This is a genomic window from Arthrobacter sp. 05T420 (assembly GCF_056396305.1).
In genome coordinates, this window is sequence record NZ_JBFTLG010000008.1 from 36,127 (window position 1) to 58,172 (window position 22,046).

Below are 22,046 nucleotides of genomic sequence, written 5' to 3' on the forward strand. Positions count from 1 at the left end.
GACCTACTGTCCCGCGCTAGCGGATTCGATGGACTTCTGCATGTCAGACAGTGCTGCGTCTACGGTCTTCTCGCCCTTGATGGCCGAGTACGCGTTTTCCTGGATGGCCTTGGTGACGGCCGGGTAGAACGGGGTAACCGGGCGCGGCACGGCGTTCTCGATCGAGGTCTTCAGGACCGGGAGGTACGGCAGCTTGGCGACGAGTTCCTTGTCGTCGTAGAGCGTGCCGATCACCGGGGCGAGCGAACCCTGCGTGGCGAAGAACTTCTGGGTCTCTGCCGAGGTGAGGAACTTCAGGAAGTCCAGGGCCGTGGCCTTGTACTTCGAGTACACGCTGACGCCGGCGCTGTGGCCGCCGAGCGACGATGCACCCGGTCCGGTCTTGCCCGGAAGGGCGGCCATGCCCAGGACGCTCTTGACCTTCGAGGATCCTTCGGTGGTGGCCAGGTTGTAGACGTAGGGCCAGTTGCGCAGGAACAGCAGCTTCCCGTCCTGGAACGCCTGGCGGCTTTCCTCTTCCTGGAACGTGATGGCTTCCTTGGGGATCTGGCCGTCGGCGTAGGCCTTGACCAGGTTCGCCATGCCTGCCTTTGCCTCAGTGGTGAGCAGGCTGGGCTTGCCATTTGAATCGAGCACGGCTCCGCCTGCGGAGTTGATTGCCTCCGAGGCGTTGACGGTCAGCCCCTCATATTTCTTGAACTGCCCCGAGTAGCAGCCGATGTTGTTGGTCTTGGCGATGGAGCACATGCCCATCATCTCGTCCCAGGTCTTCGGGGGCGTGGGGACCAGATCCTTGCGGTAGTAAAGGATGCCGCCGTCAGATGATTCCGGCGCCGCGTACAGCGTGCCCTTGTAGGAGGCGGCGTCGACGGTCGGCTTCAGCAAGGCAGAGGTATCCAGCGCCATCTTGTCCTTGAGCGGCTGCAGCCAGCCCTTCGCAGCGAATTCCGCGGTCCAGACGACGTCGACGCTTGCAACATCGTAGCCGGGGTCCTTGGCCTGGAAGTGCTGGACGAGGTCGTCGTGCTGCTGGTCGGCCTGATCGGTCTGCTCCTTGAAGGTGACCTTCTCGTTCGGGTGGGCCGCGTTCCACTTGTCGATCAGCGGGCGGACCACGTTGCTGTTGTCCTTGCCCTGAACGTAAGTGATGGGGCCGCGGCCGTCCAGGCCCTGCGAGGCGGCGTCGCTGCCGCTGGTAGTGCCGCCACCTCCGCCGCCACACGCCGAAAGGGTGATAGCCAAAATGCCTGCCGTGGCGACGGGAAGTAGGAAATTGCGGGTTTTCATACTGGAGTGCTCCTCGCTGAGTACCGGTGAAAAACGGCCGTACTGATGGTGTGCCGACCATCACAGTAATCAACAGACCCTGCTGATGCAAGCGTTTACATCAAACCTTTATGCAAAGGAGATTCCGCGGCCCGGAGGGCAGACGCCTCAGCGGACCCGCTCGGCCCGGCCAAACCGCGACCGCGCCCCGGATCCGATGTGGACCAGGACCGGGGTGCGCTTGCCGATCACCTCGTCGAGCGCTTCGACTAGGGAAGAGATCTCGGCGGCCAGCGCATGCGGGGCGACGCCCTGGCGGGGCTCCACCCGAATCCTGAGGGACGGCTCCCCTTTGATTTCGTAGGCGGCTACCGTGACGCCGGCGAGGTCGGGCCGATCCGCGAGGGCCGCACGGAGCGTCTGCTCCGCCACGCCGTGGCCGATTCCGACATTGCCGGGCGCGTCGCCCGGGTCCTCCTCTGCCACGAGCAGGCTGGTCCGGCCCTTGCCCTGCTGGGCAATCCAGGCCACCATCAGGCCAAGCACCACCACCAGGACAAAACAGATGACAAGCCACAGCCAGCTACCCTGGCGGCGCGGGAACTGCGTCCGTTCGAACAAATCGAGCCAGAAGTTCAGGACGCCCCCAGCCCACTCATGCCACCACACGCCGACGGCGGGGACGGTCGCCAGCAGCACCAAGAGGACGCCAATGGCGAGAAGCGTGATGCCAAGGATGCCGATCAGGATGCGGTTCAGGACCCGGGGAGTGTTGTTCATGCGCCCACCACCCCTGCCGTGGACACCTGGATCCGCACTTCCGGCATCGGCCACGGGCCCATGTCCTGCAGCTCACGCCGAACGGCGTCAAGGACGGCGTCCGGGCGCAGCGGCACGCCGGAGGTCGGCCGGACGTTGACCATGACCCGGTTCCGCGACACGACCACCATCACTTGCTCCTGAGCCACGTTTGCGGCCAGCCGGGCCCGGCGCGCCAGGGCCGCGGCAATCACCTCATCGTCCACCACGACGGCGGCCCGGCGGTCCGGAAGCAGGTGGCGCGCCCGCCGCCCGGGCAGCACGGCGTTGAGGAAGAAAAACAATCCGACCATGGCGATCACGGCGCCGGTGACGACGAGCAGCAGCGGCCCTATTCCGGCCGGCAGCGCGACCACGCGCTCGGCCGCGGTCTGCGGATCCACGAGCCACGGCGGCTGCCCGGTCGCCCGGACAGCGGTCTCGAGCAGCGCATAACCGCACACCGCCATCACCAGGGCGGCCGCGATCACGGAGACGACAGCCCGCGATGAGTGCGTCTCCCGTTTCAAAATACGGTCCATGCCCGCGGCACCTGAACCTAGCGGCCCGCTCCCGGGCGCCGCGTCGGCGTCGTGCGCGCCGGAACCGAGACCGGCGTTCTGGGTATCCTGGCTCAACGCACCCGACCTCCCCCGCGCACGGTGGCCCCGCTGATGCGGATGTCCACGCGGCTCAGCTGCGCCCCGGTCAGCTCGGTCACGCGGCGCAAGATCTGGGCTTTGGCGGCGACGGCCCGGTCCCAGATGGAACCGCCAAAGGCAGCGAGGCGGCCGGGATCCCGCAGGACCATCGTGAGGTTCGGGACCGCGACCGGCATGACCAGCGAGAGCGCGAGCAGCCCGTCATCGTCCGACCACTCGGCCCGCACGTCGTGCGCCGGCACGCCGAGGGCCTCACCCGCGGCCGCCCGGGCCACGCTCGTCAGGGCCTGGGTGCTGATGCGGTTGTGCCCGGCCAGCGCGGTGCGGCGGATCGGCGTTTCAGCCGTCATGTTCATGAGGAGGAACGCCGGCCCGTGAGGGCGTCCAACACGCTGCGCAGGTCCAGCTTCCCCTCTGCGGCGCGGCCCAAGAGGGCGCCGATGCCCATGAAGAGCAACGCACCGAGGAAGCCCCAGACGCCGAACTGGAAGGACATGAAAGCCACGAAGGCCCCCATAGCGATTCCCACTACCGTCAGACTCATTGGATTGCCTCCCTGACCGGCCGGGCCTCGACGGACGCGGCGGGTTTGGCCGGGCCGGGCACATAAACGTCATTGATCTCGATATTTACCTCGATCACCTCGAGCCCCACCAGTTCCTCGACGGCGGAGTAGACGGCAGCGCGGATCTGGTCCGCGAGGGGATGCAGGGGGGTGCCGTACACCGCTACGAGGTCGATATCCACGGCGACCTGAGTTTCGCCGACCTCGACGCGGACGCCCGCCGCGTGATCGGCGCTGCCGACGGCGTCGCGGATGGCCCCGAGGGCACGTGACGGCGCTGATCCCAACGAGTAGACACCGGGTACGGATCGGGCGGCGATGCCCGCGACCTTGGCGACGGCGGCTTCCGATATGACCGTGCGGCCGGTGCCGGCCGGCACGGACAGGCCGTCACCGGGCAGCCCGGCCGCATGATTGGCAATGTGCTGGCCGGCGACGGGCAGACCAGCCGTAGGACCAGCCGCAGGACTAGCCGCAGGTCCGGCGACGGGCTGAGAATTCTGGTATTCCATAAAGCACTCCCCCTTCTCTTTGACACCACCCTAGTCCCTGCCTCGGGCCGCGCGGGGGAATCTTGCGGCGCCCGTTCCCACCGCCGCCGCAGGTGGGGGCCGTGGGAACGGGCCAGTGCATCAGGGAGCAGGCGTCCGGAGCAGGGACTGGCGTCCACCCGTCAGCGGCGCGACATCAACCGGGAGCCAGTGCGGGCGATGGCCCGGTCCAACTTCTCTATTTGCAGTTGGCGGCGATCCAGGTTGTTACGGGCGCCATGGCCGCCTGCAGCTTGCCGCTGGAGAAGACAGTCTGGTCGGTGACGCCCGCGACGGCCACCTCCTTGAGGTTAGCGAAGTCGGCCTTGAGACTGTCCGGGACTCGCTCGGCGGTCTCGGCCAGGTCTGCTTTGAACTGTTCCAGCTGCGCGGTCTTGCCTTGGGCGGCCGACAGGGGCAGGAGCGTGGCGCCGGTGGCCTGCTCGGTGATCTTGGTGCAGGCCTCGGCGGCGCTGGAGAAGCTGCCAAAGGGTCCGGACGAAGCGCTGGGGCTCGGCGTGGCGGAGGCGGAAGCAGCTGGCGAGGCCGCGGCGGACGACGGCGCACTGCCAGCCTGGGGTGCCGAGCAACCGGTGAGGGCGAGGGCGGCGAGGAACGCGGCGGCGGTGAGAGGACGGGCGATATTCTTCGAAATCACGTTGCAGAATCACTTTTCGGTTGAGATTGCGCCGCCTGCCCGGACCGGACTGCCGGCGGCCTTGGTGTTCTTTCCCCAGCGTGCGAGTCTAGCCCGGCCACCGGTCCGGCCCCCAACCGGCCGCCGCCGTCGCCCGCCCATCGACGCAGTCCCGGCCTACCCGTCGATTGCTCCGTAAGTGCCCTTTTGACCCCTCAGAAGGGCACCTGCGGAGCAGTCGATGGTGTTAAAGAAGAAAAGCACCAGTTCTCAATGAACTGATGCTTCCCAGTGGTGGCTCCGACCGGCGTCGATCCGGTGACCTTTCGATTTTCAGTCGAACGCTCTACCAACTGAGCTACAGAGCCTAGGTGACATGTCACCTTGAGAGCCGAAATCTCTTCCGGCAATCAGAGCGACCCTGACGGGACTTGAACCCGCGACCTCCGCCGTGACAGGGCGGCGCGCTAACCAACTGCGCTACAGGGCCTTGCTATTTACTGCTTGTGTTGCGTGCTTCTTGCTGTCTGCGGTATCGCTACCGCAAATTTTCAAGGCCTTTAGCCTACCAGACTTTTCCATCCGGCTTGACCAGTTCCCTGCGTACCCCCAACGGGATTCGAACCCGTGCCGCCGCCGTGAAAGGGCGGTGTCCTAGGCCGCTAGACGATGGGGGCCAGGACGCCATTCGGTTGAACATTTCTGGGCAAAAATTAAGGGCCGAAGCCTGTCGTTTTTGTCCTTTCGGGTTCCTCCGAACTGGACTATAAAACTATAAGGGCAGACCCCCGGATTATCCAAAATCTGACTCGCACCCATGCAGGATGGGTGCGAGGTGGGTGCAAGATGGACGGATGGATGCCGTTGATGCCCTCAATGAGATTGCGTTCTGGCTGGAACGGGAGCTCGCCCCCACCTTCAAGATCCAGGCGTTCCGCAAGGCGGCCGGGATTATCGGCGCCCTGGACCCGGACGAGGTCGCGGCGCGGGCACGCAACGGCAGGCTGAAAAGCATGAAGGGGATCGGGGACAGAACCTTCGAAGTCATCAGGCAGGCGGTCGACGGCGGCGTCCCCGACTACCTTGAGGGCCTGCGCCAGCGCGGGCAGCAGCCCCTCGCGACCGGCGGCGCCGAACTGCGCTCCGCCCTCCGCGGGGACCTGCACAGCCACAGCGACTGGTCCGACGGCGGGTCCCCGATCGGACTCATGGCTGACGCCGCCCGGACGCTGGGCCGGGACTATCTCGCCCTGACGGACCACTCCCCCAACCTCACGATCGCCAACGGCCTGAGCGCCGAGCGCCTTCGGGAACAGCTGGCCGTTGTTGCAGAGATCAACGGCGACGGCGGGGACTTCCGCCTCCTGACCGGGATCGAGGTGGACATCCTGGAGGACGGCAACCTGGACCAGTCCCCGGACATGCTGGAGCAACTGGACATCGTGGTGGCGAGCGTCCACTCGAAGCTCCGTTCCGACCGGCGCACCATGACCGACAGGATGCTGGGCGCCATCAATGATCCGCAGATGAACGTCCTCGGCCACTGCACCGGCCGGCTGCTGCAGGGCTCCAGGGGAACCCGGCCGCAGTCCGAGTTCGACGCCGGGCGGGTGTTCGCGGCGTGCGCCGAGAAGAACGTGGCTGTCGAGATCAATTCCCGTCCCGAACGGCAGGATCCGCCGGACGACTTGATCCGGCTGGCCCTCGACGCCGGCTGCCTGTTCAGCATCGACAGTGACGCCCATGCGCCGGGCCAGCTGGATTTCCTGCAGTTCGGCGCCGAGCGCGCGGCCGCGAACGGTGTGCCCGCCGAGCGGATCGTCACCACCTGGCCCTTGGATCGGCTGCTGGAGTGGGCCGGGCGCGGAAAGTAGCGGCCTTCCCCAGGCCCGCGCCCTAGCGTTCGTCCCGGGGCGGCTCCGGTCCCTCGGGCCGCCACGGCGTGAGCCTGGGCAGCCAGCGCGGGACGTTATGGCGGTACTCCTCGTAGGCCGCGCCGAACTTCCGGGTCAGTGCCGGCTCCTCGTACAGCCGGACGAACGCGACTACCGGGACGGCGCCGATGCCCAGGGCCACAAAGAGCTTCGGCTGGCCAAGCAGGAGCCCCTGCCCGGCAACAGCCGCCGCAATGGACACATACATCGGGTTCCGTACGTACCGGTAGAGCCCACCAACCACCAGCTTCTTGGGCGGGGCGAAGGGCGCGGGAGTCCCGATGCCCTCAACGGCGAAATGCACAAACGAGTTCGCGATCACAGCGGCGCCCGCGCCGATCAGCAGGGCGCCGGTGATCTGCGCAGGCACGCCGCCCGGGACCGGGGAAGCCACTTCCCAGCGGGTCAGCAGCCACGGCACCACACCGGCGGCCGTTGCGGGGGCAACCGCGAAGGCGGCTGTACCGATGGCTGCACGCTTTCTTTCGCGGGCTGACGCTGAGGGTGAGGTCATACCGGCAATCGTCACCCCACCACAGTGCGCGGGCAAGGGCCTACCGGCCCGTGACCTGGGGAGCCCCGGATTAGCTTGGGCTATCCCTAAGCACTGCGTCGGCGGAACAGTAGGCAGCGGCTCAGGTGAGCAGCAGCCCGGCAAGGGTGACCATCACGACGGCGATTCCGGCGTCGAGCACCCGCCAGGCCGCCCGCCGCTGGAACAGGGACGTCAGGAATCGCGCCCCCGCCCCGAGGGCTGTGAACCAGGCAATGCTTCCCAGGCCTGCCCCGGCGGCGAACCACCAGCGGCCGGTTTCGCCCTGGGCGGCGGCGAGGGACCCGAGCAGCAACACCGTGTCCAAATAGACGTGCGGGTTCAGCCAGGTGAAGGCCAGGCAGGTGCCCAGCACGGCAGCCCGGCCGCCGGCCGGCTTGTCGCCGGGATTCTCTAGTTGCTCCCCCCGGACCGCGCGCCAGGCCGCGAGCGCTCCGTAAACGAGGAGGAACGCAGCCCCGACCCACCGGATCACCACGAGGGCAGCGGGCGCCTTGTCCAGGAGGCCACCGATGCCCGCGACGCCCAGCAGAATCAGCACAAGGTCTGAAACTGCGCAGACTGCCACCACCATGACGACGTGGGAGCGCTGGATGCCCTGGCGGAGCACAAAAGCGTTCTGCGCGCCAATGGCAACAATGAGGGACAGGCCGGCGGAGAGGCCGGAAAACAGGGGAAGGATCACCAGTCCACGGTAGGGGCCTGCCGAAGATGAAACCAGTTAAAGTTCCTGCTGATACATAAGATGAGCTAATGATGGATATTTCCCCCGAGCAGGCCCGGACGCTGGCAGCAATCCTCACACACGGGAGCTTCGACGCCGCAGCCGCCCACCTGTCCGTGACGCCCTCGGCCGTCAGCCAGCGTGTCCGGGCCCTCGAGGCCGCCGTTGGCCGGCCCGTCCTGACCCGCGCGCGGCCGCCCGGGCTCACGGAGTCCGGCGAGGCCGTGGTGCGGTTCGCCCGGCAGCTGGAATTGCTCTCCGCGGACCTGGCCCAGGAACTGCAGCCGGAGCAACCCCGCGGCGGAACGCGACTGACCCTGGTGATCAACAGCGACTCACTGCACACCTGGGCGTTGGCCGGGCTCGCCGCGGCCAGTGACAACGTCCAGCTGGAGATCCTGCGCGAGGACCAGGAGCACTCGTTGGACCTGCTGCGTGCCGGCGCCGCTGCTGCCGCCATCACCGAGACAGCCAAGCCCGTGCCCGGCTGCTCGTCCAGCAAGCTGGGCATCATGCGCTATTTTCCGGTGTGCGCTCCGGACTTCACCCGCCGCTGGTTTGGGGCCGGGGTGAGCGCCGCTACGCTGGCCGCGGCTCCCGTCGTGGTCTTTGACCGCAAGGACGATCTGCAGGACCGCTGGCTGCGCCGTGTCGGCCGCGCACCCCTTCAGCCGCCGCGCCACTATGTGCCGGCCGCTCAGGAGTTTGGCGATGCCATCCGCTGGGGCATGGGCTGGGGCATGATGGCCGAGATCGAAATCGGAGAAGACCTGGAGAGTGGGAGGCTCGAGACGCTTTCTGCCGGCGCGCACGTGGACGTCGCCCTCTATTGGCAGCAGTGGCGGCGCGGCTCGGCGGCGCTGGCCGACGTCGCGGACGCTGTCCGGGCGGCGGCGCGGGTCCTCCGCTGAGGCCGTCCGGCATGTTGGCAGGATCTCGACTAGACGCGACCGATTTCCGCCAGTACTGACGGCACGGGAGCGACTAGATTGGCAACATGGCAACAACCGCCGCATCCGGCCCCACTCCGTCCGCAGGCCCCCACGAAGGGTCTCCGCTCGCCGCCCCCGCACCCGCCCCGCAACCCGCGCCCGCCTCTTCCCGACAGCCGGCCCCGATCAGCCGGCTCGGCATCGCCGCCGTCGTCGTCACCGTGGTCCTGTGGGCCTCGGCATTCGTGGGGATCCGGGCCGTGGGCCCGAGCTTCTCCCCCGGCTCCCTGACGCTGGGCCGCCTGGCGGTCGCCGCCGTCGTGCTGGGCCTGCTGGTGGTGCCGAAACTCAAGGGGCTGCCCCGGGGCCGCGAATGGTGGCCCATCTTGGCGTACGGCGTCATGTGGTTCGGCGGCTACAACTTGGCCCTCAACGCAGCCGAGCACATGCTCGACGCCGGCACCGCAGCCCTGCTGATCAACGTCAACCCCATCCTTGTCGCCGTGATGGCCGGAGTGATCCTGAAAGAGGGCTTCCCGCGTTGGCTGATCATCGGCAGCCTGATCGCCTTCGGCGGAGTGGCCGTCATTGCGCTGGGTTCCGGCCAGCGCTCGACGGCGGACGTGGCCGGTGTGCTGCTCTGCCTGCTCGCGGCCGCGCTGGCCGCCGTGAGCGTGATCGTCCAAAAGCCGGTGCTCCGCAAGTTCCCTGCCGCCCAGGCGACATGGTTCGGCATCATGGTGGGCGCCATCTGCTGCCTGCCCTTCAGCGGCCAGTTGATCACCGAGCTGCAGGCCGCTCCCCTGCCGGCCACGCTGGGCCTGGTCTATCTGGGCATTTTCCCCACGGCGATCGCGTTCACCACGTGGGCCTATGCGCTCTCCCTCATTGACGCGGGGCGCCTCGCCGCCACCACCTACCTGGTCCCGGGCACCACAATCTTGATCTCCTGGCTGGTCCTGGGCGAGATTCCGACCATCTGGGGCCTTGTGGGCGGCGTGATCTGCCTCGTGGGCGTGGGGCTGACCCGGCGCCGGTCCCGCTAGAGTTTTCCTATGCCCTCATCCCTCCCGCCCGGCCTGCCGATCATTCCTAACGGCAGCGACGGCGGGGACGGCAGTGACGGCCGGGCTGACGGGCCCTTCCCGATGTCCGAGGCCGATTTCGAGGCTGCGGTGAGTGACGCCCTGGACCGGATCCCGCCGGAGCTGGCGAAGACCATGAGCAATGTCGCGATCTTCATCGAGGACGACTACACCCCGCAGCCCGGCGAGGACCCGGACACCGTGCTGCTGGGGCTCTACGAGGGTGTTCCCCTGACCGAGCGGGACTCCTGGTGGGACGCAGGCTCACTGCCGGACCGGATCACGATCTTTCGCCAGCCCATCCTGGACATCTGCGCCTCCCGGGAGGACGTGATCGAGGAAGTCACGGTCACCGTGGTGCACGAGATAGCCCACCACTTCGGCATCAGCGACGCGCGGCTGCACGAGCTTGGCTGGGGATAGCCTTGTAGGCATGGGACACGACCACAGCCACTCGCACGGCATCACGGGCACTGCCAAGCACCGCAAGCGCCTGGTCGCCGTCCTGGCCATCACGCTCGCCGTGGTGCTCGTGCAGACCATAGGCGCCGTCGCCTCCGGGTCCCTGGCCCTGCTCGCCGACGCCGGGCACATGCTCTCCGATGCCGCCGGCGTCTCCATCGCCCTGCTGGCCGCGTGGATCGCCACCCGGCCCGCCAGCGATCTGCGCACCTACGGTTACCAGCGCGCAGAGGTCCTGGCGGCGCTGGCCAACGCCCTGGTCCTGATCGTCATCTCGGTGGTGATCTTCACCGAGGCCATCCGCCGGCTCGGCTCAACGCCGGAGGTCCACACCGACATCATGCTCGCAGCGGCGGTCCTCGGCGCCGTCGCCAACGTGGTATCGCTGCTGATCCTGCGTGGCGCCCAGAAGGAGAGCCTGAATGTCCGCGGCGCCTACCTGGAGGTCCTGGGGGATCTGCTGGGTTCCTTTGCCGTCATTGCGGCTGCGGTGGTCATCATGGTCACCGGGTATCAGGCGGCCGACACCATTGCGTCGATCCTCATCGCCCTGATGATCCTGCCCCGGGCCTGGCACCTGCTGCGCGACGTCGTGGACGTGCTCCTCGAAGCCACTCCCAAGGGCGTGGACGTTCAGATGATCCGCGAGCACATCCTCTCGGTGGACGGAGTGGTATCCGTCCACGACATCCACATCTGGACCATCACCTCCGGCGTCCCCGTCTTCTCCGCCCACGTGGTGGTGGAGGACACGGCGCTCAGTGCCCGGGGCGCTGACCGGGTCCTCGACAAACTCACCAGCTGCCTGGGCTCCCATTTCGACACCGAACACTGCACATTCCAGCTCGAGCCCGTCACGCATTCGGAGCACGAGTCGCACCAGCACGCCTGAGCCGGCGCCAGCGTGCGGGAGCGTCCCGGGGGTGTGCCCGCGTCCGGGATGGGCAGCGTCCGCGGGGCCGCGCGGCCCGCTGCCAGCACGACACACCCCTCGCGTGCGTGGGCAAATGACACCAGTGTTGTTTATGTTATTCATGTGACTCGTGTTGCCAAAGTGAACTTTGGCACGTAGCCTCATGCCTGCTGGGTGATCCGCAGAGGGGCTTGCACGCGCCAAATCCGACCTCGCTCATTCCAGCCTGAGACTTCGCGAGGTTTGCCCATGAGTTGGACCGGATCCGGTCGCAAGACGGCTGTGCTCTGCACCGCCGTCGTCCTCCTTGGAACGCTCGCGCTCCCGGCACAGGCCGCACCACTGACTTCCGCATTCGGGCGCGTACAGCTGCCAGCGGCCGGCCAGGTTCCGGCGTCGCCGGAGATCCCCTCACCGGAAGAGATCGCGGCCGCCAAGTCCAGTGAAACCGCGACGGCGGCGGAGGTCACCAGGATCGACGGGCTGCTGGCCGACGCCTCAGCGGGCCAGGAAGCCAGCCTCGCCGCGTCCCTGCAAGCAAACAATGCCTACGGCGAGGCCCTCGTGGAACTGGCCACTCGCCGTGACACGGCGGCTGTGGCGGCCGCCAGGGCTGCCGCCGCCGAAGCGGAACAGGCCAAGTCGCGCAAGCAGATCGGCCAGCTGGCCGGGGATCTGTACCGCAACGGCGGATTGAATCCTGCGCTCAGCAGCTTTGTCAGCGGCAGCGGACGGGCCCTCGAAGATGCGGCCACGCTGGAGGCCGTAACGGCCGGGCGCGCTCGGGCGTTTGAGTCCGCGGAAGCTGCGGCCGCCGCTGCAAAGTCACTGACGGATGCCGCGGCGGACGCCAACCGCGCCGCCGACGAGGCCGCCTCGACCGCGGAAGACCGCAAGTCCGACGCCGACCGCGCCACCGCGGCCCAGCGCCAGGCCGTGACGGATGCCAAAGCACAGCGCACCGCGCTGGTAGACCAGCTGGCAAACCTTAGGAACACCACCGCGGCACTGGAATCGGCCCGGGTGGACGCCCTGGACCGTCAGCGCCAGCAGGAGCGGCTGGCGGCACTGACCGCGGCGGCCGCCGCGACGCCGCCGCCGGCCACGGGCTCCCAGCCTCCCCCGGCATCACCGGGAGGGGACGATTCGGCCGCACAGCAGCCGGCAGCTCCGGCTCCGGCCCAGGCGCCGGGGGCTCCCGTTCCGGCGCCGGCACCTGCACCAGCGCCGGCGCCTGTACATGCGTCCGCGCCGGCCCCGATTCACGTTCCGGTTCCGGCGCCTGCACCCGCTCCGGCGCCGATTCACGTTCCGGTTCCGGTGCCTGTCCCAGTACCGGTTCCCGTGCCGGCGCCGATTTCCGGCGGCTCAAACCAGACCGCGATTTCAGTTGCACTCGGCAAGACAGGATCGCCCTACTTCTACCAGTACGGCGGAACCGGGGCACGTGGGTTTGACTGCTCGGGCCTGGTGCAGAACGCGTTCGCCGCTGCCGGCAAATACCTGCCCCGCACCGCCTCCCAGCAGTTCGCGCAGGCCCCCGTCCACGTCCCGCTCTCCCAGGCCCAGCCTGGTGATTTGCTCGTCTGGGGCTCGGCCCCGGGCTTCTACCACGTGGCCATTTACCTCGGTGGCGGCCGTGTGGTCCAGGCTCTCAATCCCGACGCGGGCATCACCGTAACCGACGTTGCCGCCATGTCCGGGATGCAGCTCTACGGCTACGTGGCCCGCTACTGAGACCCTGTCCTGGGACGGCGCGCTGAGACGCCGTCCCGAGTCGCGGTCCTGGCCCGGGACTGGCCCGGCCGTCCCGGCTAGGAGAGCACGTCCTTGGTGATGAACCTGCCGTAGGCCAGTGCGCCGAAGACGGCGATGTAACCACCCTGCAGGAGGGCGTTGCTGGCAAAGGCGTCCCAGGAAATCGGCTGGCGGAGCAGGTCCCCAAAGTCCAGCCAGTAATGCGTGAAGAGCCAGGGATGCAGCCACCCCAACTGCGGCAGCGCGTCCAGGACTTGGGCCACGACCGAGAGCACCACGGTGGCCGCCATGGCCCCCACAGGAACGTCGGTCAGGGTCGAGATGAACAGTCCGATCGCCGACAACCCCAGCAGTGAAACCGCCAGGTAGGCGGCGATCAGCAGGAGCCGGACCACTGCCTCGCCGGGCTCGATCGTGTCGCCGGACAGCAGGGTCACGGGCCCCACGGGAAAGAGCGCCGCGCCGATTCCGGCCCCTGTCAGGGCCACTACGAGCGGGGCAACGAGCACGAACAGAGCCGTCCCGGCATATTTGACGATCAATAGACGGATCCGCCCGGCTGGGGCCACGAGCAGGTACCGCAGGGTTCCCTGCCCTGCCTCCCCGGCGATGGTGTCCCCGGCCACGACTCCGACGGTGAGCGGCAGGAACAGCGGAACGGAAACCACCATGGCCGTGACGCCCACGAACAGGCCGTTCTGGGCGATCCGGTCCAGGAAGGCGGGTCCGCGGCCCGGCGGCACGGCCGAGGAGGCCCGCACCGCCACAGCGATCAGCACCGGGATGGCCGCCAGCGCGCACAACATGGCCCACGTCCGGCGGCGTCGGAACAGCACGCCGAGCTCGGAGGCCAGCAGTCCGCCGGTCAGGGATCCGCGCCGAACCGGCGGCCCTCCTGCCCCGGCGTCGCGAGCTGGGCCTGCGGCCGCTCCACTGCGGCCGCCCTGCGCTGCACTGCGGCCGTCGGCCGGGGCGACTGATGGGCCGGCTGATGGGCCCGCTGGTGGTCCGGCGGGTGGATCGCCCAAAGATGGGCTGTTATTGGACAACGTCGAACCCCTCCCCCGTCAATGCCACGAACCGGTCCTCGAGGCTGGCCTGTTCGGTCGCGAAGCCGCGGACCCGGACCCCGGCCGCCACGAGGGCCGCCACCACAGCTTCCGGCTCCACGGCCAGAGCCGATCCCGCGTCTTCCCGGGCTGCCGCACCTGGCGTAGCCGGAGGCAGTGCCGTGGGCAGTGCCGCGAACAGGGCCACGTCCGTCCCGGAACCAGCGGCACCGGAGCCAGCCACACCGGAACCCGTGCCTGCAGAAGTGCGGCCGTCGGCGCTCACGGTCAGACCCAGGCCGGTCAGCACCTGCGTCGCGGTGCCCGGATCCGGGGTCAGCACACGGATCCTTGCCTGGCCCGCCCCACGCAGTTCCGCCAGGGTTCCCTGCGCCACAAGCCGGCCCGCGCTCATGATGGCCGCATGCGTGCAGATCTGCTCGACCTCGGCCAGCAGGTGGCTGGAGACGAACACCGTGGCGCCGTCCGCGGCGAGCGATCGCACCAGGCTCCGCACTTCACGGGTGCCCTGGGGATCGAGCCCATTGGTGGGCTCGTCCAGCACCAGGAGCTCCCGCGGAGCGAGCAGGGCGTTGGCGATCCCCAGCCGCTGCTTCATGCCCAGGGAATAGGCCCGGACCAGCTTGTCCGCGGCGTGTGTCAAACCGACCCGTTCCAGGGCTGACTGGACCCGGGCGCGGCGCGTCGCCGCCGAACCGTGGGGGTCCGCGGCGTCCATGCGGCGCAGATTGGCCGCGCCGGAGAGGAACGGGTAGAACGCGGGTCCCTCGACCAGCGCCCCCACCCGGGGAAGCACGCCAGCCAGCTTCCGGGGCATCTCCTCGCCCAGGACGCGCATGGAGCCGTCGCTGGCCGTGGCCAGGCCGAGCAGGAGCCTGATGGTGGTGGTCTTCCCCGAGCCGTTCGGGCCCAGAAAGCCGAAGACCGCGCCTTTCGGCACGGCCAGATCGACGCCGTTGACAGCCAACTGCTGGCCAAACCGTTTGGTCAGGCCCTTGGTCTCAATGCTCAGCCCGCTGCTGGTCTCGATGCTCGGCTCGGCCCCCGGCCCGGCGGCGATCACGCGGCCGTCACCGGAGGGTCACCCGGCCGTCGCCGGATACCGCGCCGATCATCACTTCTGCGCGGCAGCGGCCTGGAGCCGCCCCAGTGGCACGGAGCCGGCGAGGACCCGGCCGTCGTCGAGCACCAAAACGTTCACCAGCGCCGTGGACAGGAGGCGGCCGCCCTGGACCGGAACAGCGGCCTGTTCAAGCAGGGCCGGGGCCTTGGCCTCCGAGGCCGGGCCTGCCGTTCCCGCGGGGAACTCAACCACCGAGTCCCAGCCAGAGCCGGTGACGGCCGGCTTGCGGGCGCTGTCCTTGGCTGCCGGCGCCTTAGCGTTCCCGGAGTCCTTCCCCTGCTTGCGCTCCGGTACCGTTGACGGGATTTCCTTGACAGTGGCGCCCGGCGGCGGGCTGAACGTGAAGACCGACGCGTCGGGGGCCCCGAGCGTCAGGCTCGTGTAGGTAACGCGGAAGGCAGGATCCGCCTGTCCGCGCGCCTTGATCTCAACGCCCAGTGGCAGCCCGGTCTGGCCGTCAACGGCTACGGCGATAGAACCGACCAGAGTCGCATCGGATTTCGGCGTCAGCACCAGGTTGTAGGCGGCCCGGCCGGCCACTTGGACGTCGGCGCCCACCGTCACGTCGGTGCCCGGTTCGATCTTGGCGAAGAGCATCGTGGCGAGTTGGTCCGGGGTGGCCGTAGCGTCCCTGCCGTCACCGCGATGGTTGACGCCCGCCGGGTCAGCCGGGAGCCGGAGATGGGAGGCCGTGTTGTCCTTGGAGTTGTAGAACCAAACCTCGTTGCCGTGGCGGACGGCGTTGCGTTCGGCCAGCCGGTCCATCACTTGGATTCGGGCGTTGTCCGGGCCGTCGCGATAGACCCTCGCGGTGTGCGGACCTGCCAGCAATTCGAGCCATGCGATACTGGACGAATCCGGGCCGGTGCCGGTCTTGGGGAGCTCGGGAAGACCGAGCTCGGAGGACTGTTCCAGGGTTCCGGAGAGGGCAGGCGTGCGGTGCTGGGCGATCAACTGCAAGACCTGCTCCGGCGTTTTGGTCGGCAGGGGATCCCCGGCCCTGGCAGGCAGGGATCCGGCCAGCGCGCCGGCGGCAATGACAGCAGGAACGGCGACGGCGGGCAGCCAGCGCAGCCACTTGCGCGTCACCGTGACCGCGCCCCGGGAAGAGATGATCCAAATATCCGTGTCTGAGGAATGCGTGCCTGAGAAATGCGCGCTTCAGTGCAGCTCATAGGTCAACAGTACGCCTGGCCCCGGCAGCCCGGCTGCCCTACTTCAGCACATTAATGGTCAGTTCCACAGCGCCCAGCAGGAGGGCGAGCACGGAGGTGCCCAGGCCCGCCACGAGCAGCAGACCGGGATGGGCGAGGCCCACCACCACCCGCCTCAGCCGAGGCCTGCCCCGCAGGAACTTCTTGGGCACGGCGCCCGGTGCCGGCGCTTGTTTCCAGCCCCGGAGCCGGCGCAGGAACCAGGCGCAGCGGATGATGAAGACCAGCCACAGCACGGAGACCACCAGCGGGATCGCGGCCAGCAAGAGGTTGAAACCCACGGCGGTGACCTCGCGTTCGGACGCACCGACGAGTGCCTGAAGGGTGGTTGAGATCGAGGCGCTCATGACCACGGACACGCCCCACACGAGGAAAGCGGCAACCAGGGCAAGGAAGCGGACAAAGAAGTGGCCCAGGACCGTGTCCCGGCGGGGCAACAGGTAGCTGCGCGGGGTGGCGTGCAGAAGGGCGACGGTTGCCAGCAGCGTCGGCAGGGCGGCCATGCCGACCAGCACATACCAGGACCAGCCGGCCAGATCCAGGAATTCGTCGGCCACGATCAGCACTGCCCAGAACCCTGCCCACGCCCAGCCGGCCGTGAGCGGACGCTCCACGAGCCATGCCGGCAGCCGCGCGTCCGGGTCCGCCTCCGCGGCCACGTCCGGGTTTTTGGACCCGGAAGCTCCGGCAGCGGGACTTTCGGACGCGGGGTTTTCGGAGCCGAGCGCTCCGGCAACGGGACTTTCGGAGCCGGGCTTTTCGGGCGGCCGTGTGTCGGGTCCCGGGGTGCCCGCGGCGGGAACTTCGGTGGCCCCGGCTTCCTGGCCCTCGGACCCGCGAACTTCGCTCATGGCCCGCGTCACACTGCCGGCGTCACCGTGCCGGCGGCGCCGTCGAGCGTAAGTTTGTCGCCGGTGGCGACCCTCGTGGTCGCGTCGGGGACCCCCACCACCGCGGGGATCCCGTATTCCCGTGCCACGACGGCGCCGTGGGAATTGGGCCCGCCCATTTCCATCACCAGGCCGCCGGCGGTCAGGAACAACGGAGTCCATCCGGGATCCGTGGATGGCGCCACGAGGATTTCGCCCGGTTCCAGGTGCGCGCCCTGGGGGTCCAGGATCACGCGGGCCCGGGCCGTGACGGTCCCGGCCGAGGCCGGCGTGCCGGAGAGCTGCCCCGCACCGCCGTCGGCGCCCGCCGGGCCCCGACCTCCGGCGCCAGACCGCACAGCGTTGGTTTGCACTGCGTTGGCTTGCACTGCCTCGGGCTCGGTGCCGTCCGAGAGCAGCACGCGCGGAATGTGCCGGCGGCCAAGTTCAACCGCGTACGCCTCCCGGCGCTGCGCCACCACACCCTGCAGCGCGTCGCCGCCCAGCCCCCGGTGTGCCTCGGTCAGGTCAAGGAAGAAGATATCGTCCGCCGCATCGATGGCCCCGGCCGCGGCGAGTTCGGCGCCCACGGCCGCGAGCTGCTGGCGGACGGCACTGAGCGCTTCCACGAGATGGTACTTGGGCAGTTCACGCAGTCCCGCGAACATGCGGGTCCGGCGCAGCGCTGCCCGCACCAGGGCACCCCGCGGGCGGCTGCGCTGCCTGGCCGAAGCCACAAGCCGCCCTACCTGGGCCTCAGCCTCGCGCGCCGCCTTGCCGAACTGCCGGTCCGGGGCCAGGGCCGGGTCATCCACGCGCAGATAGTTGGCCAGGACCCCGAGGATGTGGGTCGGGTCGTCAGACCAGCGGGGCATTCCGACGTCGATCTCCGCCACGGCGCGGTGGCCGTACCGGCCCAAGAAGTCCGACAGCCCGGACTGCACGGCGCCGGGAAGATCCGCTGCCCGGTAACGCCGGGCTATCTCGGGCAATGCAGCTTCCTTGAACACGGCCGCCGACGCCAGATCGTTGCGGATGGCGGTAGCCAGCGACCAGAGGTCCAGATCCATCTCGGTAGTCACGTTGTTGGGCAGGCCCCGCAGGACTTCCTGCAGCGCCCCGTTCCCGGGGTTCCCCGCGAGTTTTCCGGCCAGGGCGAGCAAGGCGAACCCCAAGGCGGGCAGCGGCAGGATTGCGGGAACCACGGCAAAGACGCGCTGGCCAAGGATCTGCTCAACCTGGTCCAGGCGCTGCGCGGCCGTGGCGCCGGCAGGCACCGCGAGTGCGGCCCTGAGCTGTTCGCCCACACGGTCGGCCCGGCGCAGCGCCGCCTCGGGCCGGATGAGGCCCCGGATCAGGGTCTCCGGGACTCTGGCCCGCGCCGCCACCGGAACAACGTGGCGCAGGAGCGGCCACGGCGACCTTATGGTGACGGAGAATCTGGGATCGGCGAAAAGGTTTCGCAGCACGGCCGCGGAGCGCGCCTCCATAACGTCGAACACCCGGGGGACGATCGCACGCCCGGCCCGGCTCCGGACCACGGGCGTGAGATCGAAGAAAATGCGCTGGCCGGCCTCCGCGTAGGGCGAGGGCCCGTCACGGGGCGCCGGCACCGGGAAATGTGCCGCCCCCGCGACCGAGGACGCAATCAGCCGGATGCCGGCGAGGCCCATCGGCGTCAGCGGCCGGGTCAGCCCCTGGGCCAGGCTGAAGCACAGATAGACGCGCGGCGCTGGCCCGGACGGCGGCCTGTCCGGCATCGAATACAGCGTGGTGATGGGCCTGGACTGGGTCAGCCACACGGCGCCGTCCTGGCCGATGGCCCATTCGAGGTCCTGCGGGGAACCGAAGTGTACTTCCGCGCGGCGGCCAAGGAGCTCCAGCGCGGCCAGTTGGGCATCGTCAAGGCTGGGCGCTAAACCTGCGCCGGGTTGCGCCACCCGCTCGGTTCCGCCGCCGGGCAGGGGGCGGATGAGCATGCCCTTGTCCCCAAGCCGCCGCTCGAGGACCCGTCCTGTGGCGCTGTCGATCACGAAGTGGTCCGGGTTGACGGCCCCGGACACCACCGCCTCGCCCAGCCCCGGGCTGGCGTCGATGACGGCCTCGTGCCGCCGACCGGTCACAGGGTTGGCCGTGAACAGCACTCCGGCCACGGCCGCGTTCACCATGCGCTGGACGACCACCGCCAGGGACACCGCCGAGGGCTCGATCCCCTGCACCGCCCTATACGTCACCGCACGGTCTGTCCACAGCGAGGCCCAGCATTGGCGGACGGCTGCCATCACGGCATCCCCGCCGATCACGTTCAGGAACGTGTCCTGCTGGCCGGCGAAACTGGCGAACGGCAGGTCTTCGGCCGTCGCGGAGGACCGCACCGCCACCGGGGTGTCCGCGCCGAGCGCCGCATACGCGGCGCGCACGGCGGCGTCGATGCCTGCGGGGACATCGGCGTCGAGCACCAGCGTGCGGGCCTTCGCGGCAAGGGACGCCAGCCCTGCCAGGTCATCGGGGGCGGTCGCAGCGAGGGCCCGGTGCACGTCCGCCAGCTCAAGGGATGCTGTGGCGGCCAGGTAGGCCCGGGTGGTCAGGCAAAAGCCGGCCGGAACCGGAAGGCCAGCACGTGCCAGCTCACCCAGGTTGGCCGCCTTGCCGCCGACCTTGGCCAGCATGTCCTGGCCAAGGCGTTCCAAGACCAGGACCGGCCCGTCCTCGGCAGGATCCGACTCCCCGGGGTGCTCCATCCGCAAACCGTCCTTCCGACGCCGGATCTGTGCTCTCGGGACTTTAGGAGTCGCCGAGCATCGGGCCGAAGCTGGCCCTGTCCGCCAGCCGCGGGTCATCGCGGTCCGGCACCACCATGACCGGCCCCTTGGCGTGGTGGAGGACGCCGTCGGACGTGGAGCCCAGCAGCATTCCGGCGAAACCCCCGCGCCCGCGCGTGCCGACCACCACGAGTTCGACGTGCCGGCTGGCGTCGACGAGGATGTCAACGGGAGAGCCGTCCACGAGCTGTGTCTCCACCTGGAGGGCGGGGAAGTGGCTCCGCAGCCAGGCCACGCCGGCATCGAGCTGGATTTTGATGTCTGCGAACAGCGCATCGCGGTCCATCGGGGTGGGCACCCATGCCAGCGAGCCGGTGTACTGCGGCACGGCACACACCACCCGCAGCCGGGCGGAGAGCCGTTCGGTCTGGGCTGCCGCCTCCAGCACCGCGACGCGGGCCTGCTCCGAGCCGTCGACGCCGACCACCACGACGTTTTCAATCGGCTGGCGGCCCATTTTCGCCCGTTCGGCCAGGACATGCTTGTCGTCAGTGGTTTCGCCCAGCCGGTCCGCACAGATCAGCGGCACGGTCACGGTGGGGCACTTCGCGTGGGCGGGCAGTGCACTGCTGACGGAGCCGAGCAGCCGGCCCACAAAGCCGCCGCGGCCGCGGGTCCCGAACACCAGAAGCTCCGCGGTTTCGCTGATTTCCAGCAGCACGCCGGACGCGTCGCCGTTTTCGACCGAGGCGTCGACGTCGATGTTGTAGCCCGCGATCTTGTCGAGGGCGTGCTTGAGGATGGCTTCGGCGCCCTCACGGATCACGGAGTCGTCCACCGTGGCGTAGCCGCCGTCGAGCCCGGACGCGGCGAAGATCGGCACCGAATAGGCGGTCACGATGTGCAGCGGGCGGCGGCGGCGCTCTGCCTCGCGGGCTGCCCACACAAGCGCGCAGTGGCTATGGTCGGAGCCATCCACTCCCACAACGATTCCCCGGGGAGGCGCCGGTTCGCCGCCGGCCTCCCATGCCGGGTCCGGATGCACCTGTTCACGGCCCATTGGGTCCGCCTCCTCGCGATTCTTGCCTGATGTTGCGGCTATTCTGCCAGAAGTACCGCCGCCCGGCGTCCACCGGCGAGGCGACCCGGAATCTGCGTGCAGGAACCCCTGTTTTTCCTCACTATTCTCGGTTAATTGCGAACATACAAGGCGGCGTCCGGGCGGCCCTGGCGGGCCGCGGCCGAAGGATTTACGCAGAGTTAAGACGCCGTTTCGCGGCGCGGATTCCCGGGCTTTTGGGCCGATTCCGCAGGATTCGGGGCACGAAACCGGCCAAAATTCGGCACCACACCCAATGTCCTACCTCCTCTATCCACGGGCGGGAATCTTAGGTATCCTTCGAGGCACTGCTGAACCGAGACTGGTATTTCAGAACGCAACCGCTGGGGTTGCCGAACCAGGCCTTGGTCGGCGTCCGGGGTATTTCTCCGCGACTGGCACCATTTCAAGGAGGTACCCTGCAGTGTCGAGCATGCCTTTGTACGGCGGGATTGAGCGGACCACCGCCGTAGTCATCGGGACGGGGCTCTCCGGCCTGGCTGTGGCCAGCGAGCTCCAACGCCGCGGTGTTGCGTCCATCATTGTGGACGGGCTCGACCTCTTGGGCGCCGGCCATCCGGCCAACACGTCCTCGCTCCAGCGCTGCGACGCGGCCGACGCCGCCAGCCTGAGGGAGCGCAACGAAATCCTGCGGCACCTGCGCAACTATGCCGCAAATCACAAGCTTGATGTACGGAACAACATCCGGGCCCTGCAGCTGGACCTCCTGGAGACCGGCACGGACGGCTCCCCCACCGAGAAGTGGGCCGTCCAGACCCCGGGCGGTCTCCTTTTGGCAGATCATCTTGTCCTGACCCGCTGCGCCCACAGCCAACTGCGCCGCATGCTCTCGGACCTTGGCATGGCAGCCGGAGCGAACCTCATGTCGGCGATGCATGCCCTCGGGATGTACCTCGTGGGCGTAGGCGAGCTGATTACGCCGACGCCCAAGGAAGTCCTGCGCCAGGCCAAAGTGGTGGGGCAAGCGATCTCCGCCAAGGTCTATCCCAACGGCTTACCCACACTGCTGCCTGCCGGCTTTGCCCTGGCTGCTCCCGCTTAGCCGGAACCGTCCTGCCCGCGGGTCACG

22 protein-coding genes and 3 tRNA genes are annotated in these 22,046 nt (G+C 68.8%); 7 read left to right on the top strand and 18 right to left on the bottom strand.

What is annotated here, in order from left to right; all coding sequences use genetic code 11:
* Nucleotides 1-3: 3 nt before the first annotated feature.
* The 10 genes from AC1DEM_RS09455 to AC1DEM_RS09500 form a co-directional block, all read right to left on the bottom strand.
* A complete protein-coding gene (locus tag AC1DEM_RS09455) occupies nt 4-1,287 on the bottom strand; it encodes an ABC transporter substrate-binding protein (protein ID WP_476884118.1) in 1,284 nt (427 codons plus the stop codon).
* 147 nt (nt 1,288-1,434) lie between these two features.
* On the bottom strand, nt 1,435-2,046 hold the full coding sequence (locus AC1DEM_RS09460) for a hypothetical protein (protein ID WP_476884119.1): 612 nt from the start codon (nt 2,044-2,046) through the stop codon (nt 1,435-1,437).
* Nucleotides 2,043-2,702 carry a hypothetical protein gene (locus AC1DEM_RS09465; RefSeq protein WP_476884120.1) on the bottom strand — a complete coding sequence of 220 codons (660 nt, stop codon included), beginning with the start codon at nt 2,700-2,702 and terminating at the stop codon, nt 2,043-2,045. The genes AC1DEM_RS09460 and AC1DEM_RS09465 overlap by 4 nt, the downstream gene beginning before the upstream one ends.
* Nucleotides 2,699-3,082 carry a hypothetical protein gene (locus tag AC1DEM_RS09470; RefSeq protein WP_476884121.1) on the bottom strand — a complete coding sequence of 128 codons (384 nt, stop codon included), beginning with the start codon at nt 3,080-3,082 and terminating at the stop codon, nt 2,699-2,701. Before AC1DEM_RS09470 ends, AC1DEM_RS09465 begins: the two co-directional genes overlap by 4 nt.
* On the bottom strand, nt 3,079-3,270 hold the full coding sequence (locus tag AC1DEM_RS09475; protein ID WP_056427875.1) for a hypothetical protein: 192 nt from the start codon (nt 3,268-3,270) through the stop codon (nt 3,079-3,081). The genes AC1DEM_RS09470 and AC1DEM_RS09475 overlap by 4 nt, the downstream gene beginning before the upstream one ends.
* Entirely contained in the window at nt 3,267-3,803 is a 537-nt protein-coding gene (locus AC1DEM_RS09480) for an Asp23/Gls24 family envelope stress response protein (protein WP_476884122.1), read from the bottom strand. The genes AC1DEM_RS09475 and AC1DEM_RS09480 overlap by 4 nt, the downstream gene beginning before the upstream one ends.
* A 217-nt stretch (nt 3,804-4,020) precedes the next feature.
* Entirely contained in the window at nt 4,021-4,479 is a 459-nt protein-coding gene (locus AC1DEM_RS09485) for a hypothetical protein (RefSeq protein ID WP_476884123.1), read from the bottom strand.
* A 271-nt stretch (nt 4,480-4,750) separates the two neighbouring features.
* Nucleotides 4,751-4,826 (bottom strand) — tRNA-Phe (locus AC1DEM_RS09490).
* Between the two features lie 48 nt (nt 4,827-4,874).
* Nucleotides 4,875-4,948: transfer RNA gene (locus AC1DEM_RS09495), tRNA-Asp, on the bottom strand.
* A 114-nt stretch (nt 4,949-5,062) separates the two neighbouring features.
* A tRNA-Glu gene (locus AC1DEM_RS09500) sits at nt 5,063-5,135 on the bottom strand.
* 177 nt (nt 5,136-5,312) lie between these two features.
* Here AC1DEM_RS09500 and AC1DEM_RS09505 point away from each other — a divergent pair.
* A complete protein-coding gene (locus tag AC1DEM_RS09505; RefSeq protein WP_476884124.1) occupies nt 5,313-6,332 on the top strand; it encodes a PHP domain-containing protein in 1,020 nt (339 codons plus the stop codon).
* Between the two features lie 22 nt (nt 6,333-6,354).
* Here AC1DEM_RS09505 and AC1DEM_RS09510 read toward each other — a convergent pair whose 3' ends face one another.
* Both AC1DEM_RS09510 and AC1DEM_RS09515 read right to left on the bottom strand, forming a co-directional pair.
* The gene (locus AC1DEM_RS09510; protein WP_476884125.1) at nt 6,355-6,906 is read right to left on the bottom strand and encodes a methyltransferase family protein; all 552 of its coding nucleotides are present in this window, start codon (nt 6,904-6,906) and stop codon (nt 6,355-6,357) included.
* Nucleotides 6,907-7,027: 121 nt separating this feature from the next.
* Nucleotides 7,028-7,630 (bottom strand): LysE/ArgO family amino acid transporter, encoded by a 603-nt coding sequence (locus AC1DEM_RS09515; protein ID WP_476884126.1) that lies wholly within the window; start codon nt 7,628-7,630, stop codon nt 7,028-7,030.
* A 68-nt stretch (nt 7,631-7,698) separates the two neighbouring features.
* Here AC1DEM_RS09515 and AC1DEM_RS09520 point away from each other — a divergent pair, with 68 nt between their 5' ends.
* The 5 genes from AC1DEM_RS09520 to AC1DEM_RS09540 all read left to right on the top strand — a co-directional run bounded on the left by AC1DEM_RS09520 (nt 7,699) and on the right by AC1DEM_RS09540 (nt 12,798).
* Nucleotides 7,699-8,580, top strand: a complete 882-nt coding sequence (locus AC1DEM_RS09520; protein WP_476884127.1) for an ArgP/LysG family DNA-binding transcriptional regulator — start codon at nt 7,699-7,701, stop codon at nt 8,578-8,580.
* An 86-nt stretch (nt 8,581-8,666) separates the two neighbouring features.
* On the top strand, nt 8,667-9,647 hold the full coding sequence (locus AC1DEM_RS09525; protein WP_476884128.1) for a DMT family transporter: 981 nt from the start codon (nt 8,667-8,669) through the stop codon (nt 9,645-9,647).
* 9 nt (nt 9,648-9,656) lie between these two features.
* The gene (locus tag AC1DEM_RS09530) at nt 9,657-10,109 is read left to right on the top strand and encodes a metallopeptidase family protein (protein ID WP_476884129.1); all 453 of its coding nucleotides are present in this window, start codon (nt 9,657-9,659) and stop codon (nt 10,107-10,109) included.
* 10 nt (nt 10,110-10,119) lie between these two features.
* Entirely contained in the window at nt 10,120-11,040 is a 921-nt protein-coding gene (locus AC1DEM_RS09535) for a cation diffusion facilitator family transporter (protein ID WP_476884130.1), read from the top strand.
* A gap of 270 nt (nt 11,041-11,310) precedes the next feature.
* Nucleotides 11,311-12,798 carry a C40 family peptidase gene (locus AC1DEM_RS09540; RefSeq protein WP_476884131.1) on the top strand — a complete coding sequence of 496 codons (1,488 nt, stop codon included), beginning with the start codon at nt 11,311-11,313 and terminating at the stop codon, nt 12,796-12,798.
* A 77-nt stretch (nt 12,799-12,875) separates the two neighbouring features.
* On the opposite strand, the gene AC1DEM_RS09545 is transcribed toward AC1DEM_RS09540, so the two are convergent.
* The 6 genes from AC1DEM_RS09545 to AC1DEM_RS09570 form a co-directional block, all read right to left on the bottom strand.
* Nucleotides 12,876-13,688, bottom strand: a complete 813-nt coding sequence (locus AC1DEM_RS09545; RefSeq protein ID WP_476884242.1) for an ABC transporter permease — start codon at nt 13,686-13,688, stop codon at nt 12,876-12,878.
* 169 nt (nt 13,689-13,857) lie between these two features.
* Nucleotides 13,858-14,952: an ABC transporter ATP-binding protein gene (locus tag AC1DEM_RS09550; RefSeq protein ID WP_476884132.1), complete on the bottom strand. Its 1,095-nt coding sequence runs from the start codon at nt 14,950-14,952 to the stop codon at nt 13,858-13,860.
* A 51-nt stretch (nt 14,953-15,003) separates the two neighbouring features.
* A complete protein-coding gene (locus AC1DEM_RS09555; protein ID WP_476884133.1) occupies nt 15,004-16,101 on the bottom strand; it encodes a LolA family protein in 1,098 nt (365 codons plus the stop codon).
* A gap of 124 nt (nt 16,102-16,225) precedes the next feature.
* Entirely contained in the window at nt 16,226-17,077 is an 852-nt protein-coding gene (locus AC1DEM_RS09560; protein WP_476884134.1) for a hypothetical protein, read from the bottom strand.
* A gap of 8 nt (nt 17,078-17,085) precedes the next feature.
* The gene (locus tag AC1DEM_RS09565) at nt 17,086-19,836 is read right to left on the bottom strand and encodes a PEP/pyruvate-binding domain-containing protein (RefSeq protein ID WP_476884135.1); all 2,751 of its coding nucleotides are present in this window, start codon (nt 19,834-19,836) and stop codon (nt 17,086-17,088) included.
* A gap of 43 nt (nt 19,837-19,879) precedes the next feature.
* Nucleotides 19,880-20,917 (bottom strand): universal stress protein, encoded by a 1,038-nt coding sequence (locus AC1DEM_RS09570; protein ID WP_476884136.1) that lies wholly within the window; start codon nt 20,915-20,917, stop codon nt 19,880-19,882.
* A gap of 472 nt (nt 20,918-21,389) precedes the next feature.
* Between AC1DEM_RS09570 and AC1DEM_RS09575 the strand changes: the two genes are divergently transcribed.
* On the top strand, nt 21,390-22,019 hold the full coding sequence (locus AC1DEM_RS09575; protein WP_476884243.1) for an FAD-binding protein: 630 nt from the start codon (nt 21,390-21,392) through the stop codon (nt 22,017-22,019).
* The last annotated feature ends 27 nt before the right edge of the window (nt 22,020-22,046 follow it).